Here is a 3,818-nt window from a genome sequence, read left to right on the forward strand (position 1 = left end):
CGCCACCAAGCTCGCGCAACGACGCATCCAGCCCGCCCACGTCTTCGCATGGTCTCTGTGGCGACGCGCACACCAAGCCCAAGCCCGGCGCGCTCATCTTAAAAGAAAAATGCAACTGTAATGCTAGCGCGACAGGAGAGGTTCTCGTCCGTCGGCGTCTTCGGCGGAGCGACGTATTACGATTTTTCAGCGCGCTTCCCCCTTGCCTTGTGGGCATGGAGGCATGCGGCACGGCCCATTACTGGGGTCGGGAGATCAGCAAGCTGGGGCACACCGTCAAACTGATGCCAGCGGCCTATGTGAAACCCTATGCCAAGCGGGGCAAGACGGACATGGCCGACGCCGAAGCGATCACCGAGGCGGTCACGCGGCCAACGATGCGTTTCGTGGCGATTAAGAGCGTCGATCAGCAGGCTGCCCTTATGTTGCATCGGGTCCGTGATCTTCTGGTTCGTCAACGAACGATGCTCATCAATGCCCTGCACAGCCATCTCGCTGAATTTGGCATTGTGGGCGCCCAGGGACTTGGTGGTGTTGGAAAGGTACTGGCTTCCTTTCACGAAAATCGCGACAGCTTCCCCTCGGCTGTTGGAGCGGCCATGGACAGTTTGGTGAACCAATTGGATCAAACCGTGGAGGAAATCAGAGCGGTTGAAAGCCGGATCATGGAATGGCATCGCGCCAACGAAGCCAGCCACCGTCTGGCGACCATCCCTGGGGTCGGCCCAATTACCGCGAGCGCCATCGTCGCGGCGGTTCCCGACGCATCTCTTTTCCCGTCTGGCCGTCAATTCGCGGCTTGGCTGGGTTTGACCCCCAAGGCACACAGTAGCGGCGCTAAGGATCGTGTGGGCGGTATCAGCAAACAGGGCGACGGTTATATTCGGCGCCTGCTCGTGATCGGCGCCACCGCCGTCATTCGGCTCGCAAAGCGCGGAAACGCCAGCAAGGAATGAGCGACCAAATTGTTGGAGCGCAAACCCGCTCGCGTCGTGTCCGTTGCCCTGGCTAACAAAAGCGCCAGGATCGTCTGGGTCCTTCTGACGCGCGGGGAGGTTCTCAACGAGGCCTCGGCATAAGGATATCCCTGGTCAGGAAGTGTTTCTCGACCAGGGATGCGCGTGGGTGTGAAGGTAGTGATGACGCCCCGGTTGGGCCGGGGATCGAGGAAACCCACTGGGGCCAAGCGCTTGTCAGCGCGTAGAGGTGATTTGGGACTCGATCCGTGGATTTCATCAAGGCCAGGAGGATGCTCTCCGAGAACAGGCCGGACACATGGTTGCACCCGACCAGCGGCAATCACCGTTTTTCCCTTGCGCGCGGGGGGCCGTCCAAACATGGCCCCGGAAATTCGGACAGGGTGTTAAGCTGTTCCCATCTCTGAAAAGGAGAGGGACCTTGGACAAAGTTACAGGGAAGCGTTATGGGGCGGACTTTAAGGCGAAGGTGGCCCTTGAGGCGATCAAGGGTGAGCAGACGGTCGCGGAGTTGGCCGCGAAATACAGCATCCATCCGACGATGATCACGACGTGGAAGAAGTAGGCCATCGAGGGGATATCCTCGACGTTCTCGAACAAACCGGCCAAGGAGGCGGAAACCAACGCCGCGGAGGTGGAACGGCTGCACGCCAAGATCGGCCAACTGGTCGTGGAGCGGGATTTTTTGTCAAAGGCCTTCAATCGATGAGTATCGAGCGAAGGCGACACTTGGTTGAACCGTCCCACCCGGTGTTGTCGATTGTTCGGCAATGCGCCTTGGTTTCCATCAGTCGGTCCTCGTTCTATTACCAGCCGCGCGGGGAAACGCCCCTGAACTTGGCGCTGATGCGGCTGATCGACGAGGTGTTTCTGGAGTGCCCATTTTACGGTGCCCGTCAAATGGCGCGCCATCACCCTGTCCGGGGCATGCCCCGGACAGGGTGATGGAAACGGCGCTGGCAGCATGATCATCAAACCGGGAGCAGCTTAACCAAGCCGCCAAGCTGGCCAATCAAAGGAGGCTACCTCTGTCTACCGTAAGAATCGTGCGATCTTTTCTCTGTAACAGGTAGACACACAGCGCTGCCGACCATGTTATGACAACCGAAAATTCATATCTTCTTGAGGTAGAAATCAAACTATGCGTTAACTGCTGCTGCCATGATGGTCTTGAGTTCTTTTCAGGTAGGCAAGATCTTTAGCAACCATTTCGGCCACCATCTGCTGAATGGAGGTCTTGGGCATCCAGCCCAATTGCTCCCGGGCCTTACTCGCATCTCCCTGAAGATAATCCACTTCCGTTGGACGGAAATAGCGCGGGTCCACTTGGACCAAGGTTTTTCCGGTGGAGGGATCAATACCCCGTTCGTCTAGATTCTCACCGATCCATTCTATGGAAAGACCGACTTCGCCGAAAGCCATTGCGACAAAGTCACGCACGGAGTAGACCTTCCCCGTGGCCAATACATAGTCGTTCGGTTCAGGCTTCTGGAGCATGCACCACATGCCTTCTACATAGTCGCGGGCATGGCCCCAGTCTCGCATACTGCCCAGATTTCCCAGATACAAACGTTGTTGTAACCCAAGGTGAATGGCACAAACTGCGCGGGTAATTTTGCGTGTTACAAAGGTCTCGCCTCGTAACGGGCTCTCATGGTTAAAGAGGATCCCATTGGAAGCGTGCATACCGTAGGCCTCACGATAATTGACCGTGATCCAATAGGCATAGAGCTTGGCAGCAGCGTAGGGCGAGCGCGGGTAGAATGGGGTGGTCTCGCGTTGTGGTATCTCTTGAACCTTTCCATACAACTCAGAGGTGGAGGCTTGATAAAAACGTGTTGTTTTTTCGAGCCCTAGGATGCGTAGCGCCTCAAGCAAGCGGAGTGTACCCAGTGCGTCGGAGTTAGCGGTATACTCCGGCGTCTCGAAGCTGACTTGCACATGGCTCTGAGCGGCTAAATTGTATAGCTCGGTAGGTTGGACCTCTTGAATCAGGCGGATCAGATTAGTGCTGTCGGTGAGGTCTCCGTAATGCATGAAGAAACGGACATCGCTTTCGTGCGGATCCTGGTAGAGATGGTCCACGCGCGCGGTGTTGAAGGATGACGATCGTCGCTTCACTCCGTGAACGATGTATCCCTTTTTAAGAAGTAATTCTGCTAAGTAGGCTCCATCCTGACCGGTAATTCCTGTAATAAAGGCTATTTTTTTTGACATTTACTCTCTCCTTTCATGTTTGGTCAGAAATTAAATTTTTCAAGTATTCTATTATTGAGTGCTTCGAGTAATAGAGCATGGCTTTTCTGTCCTATTTTCCGAGGTTTCATGCAGAGTCACTTCTATTGGGCGAGACCTGGACGCGGCGGAGATTGATCGCCGCGCACATAAGGTGAAGATGCCCACACTACACGACTCTCCTTGATTTGAGGGCTTTGATGAGGGGAGCGGTTGCCGTGTTGTGATCGGTTCTCATGCGTCGTCTCAGTTCGTCGAGTCCGACGCGGAACCAGGACTTGGCGTAATATCCATGTGCTTTTCAGGGCGGTGCGGCGCGCACCATGATATCGGATGCCGTGCGACAGGCCCAGGCGATGGCCAGGGGCACGATGCCCATCAGCAGGGACAACCTTGAGGAGATTGTCAGTCTGGTGTCCTCCAGGTTCAGACCGCGCGTTTTGGTGTCGCCGAACAAACATTCGATGGCCCATCGTTTTCGATAGAGCTTGAGCGGCCCAAGGCCGGGTTCGGTGCTGGCAATAATGATGATCCCCTCGCTTCCCCTGATCCGCTTGGCGGAAAAGTGAAGGTCCAGAGCGGGGTGTCCTTGCCGCTCGGGCAGCC

1 protein-coding gene and 3 pseudogenes are annotated in these 3,818 nt (G+C 56.0%); 2 read left to right on the top strand and 2 right to left on the bottom strand.

What is annotated here, in order from left to right; all coding sequences use genetic code 11:
- Positions 1-95 precede the first annotated feature (95 nt).
- Together ACLIRY_RS26690 and ACLIRY_RS26695 are read left to right on the top strand one after the other, a co-directional pair.
- A pseudogene (locus ACLIRY_RS26690) lies at positions 96-1,079 on the top strand (IS110 family transposase).
- Positions 1,080-1,398: 319 nt separating this feature from the next.
- Positions 1,399-1,889: pseudogene (locus ACLIRY_RS26695) on the top strand (transposase); the annotation flags it as partial.
- Between the two features lie 234 nt (positions 1,890-2,123).
- Here ACLIRY_RS26695 and gmd read toward each other — a convergent pair.
- Both gmd and ACLIRY_RS26705 read right to left on the bottom strand, forming a co-directional pair.
- The gene (gene gmd / locus ACLIRY_RS26700; RefSeq protein WP_413208463.1) at positions 2,124-3,194 is read right to left on the bottom strand and encodes a GDP-mannose 4,6-dehydratase; all 1,071 of its coding nucleotides are present in this window, start codon (positions 3,192-3,194) and stop codon (positions 2,124-2,126) included.
- Positions 3,195-3,513: 319 nt separating this feature from the next.
- Positions 3,514-3,818: pseudogene (locus ACLIRY_RS26705) on the bottom strand (hypothetical protein); the annotation flags it as partial.

Origin of the sequence: Rhodospirillum sp. A1_3_36, from assembly GCF_047263945.1 — a bacterium.
Lineage (GTDB): Bacteria > Pseudomonadota > Alphaproteobacteria > Rhodospirillales > Rhodospirillaceae > Rhodospirillum.

Bases quoted from the DNA above. Each gene is read 5' to 3' on its own strand.
- gmd (WP_413208463.1), bottom strand. From the start codon at position 3,194: ATGTCAAAAAAAATAGCCTTTATTACAGGAATTACCGGTCAGGATGGA.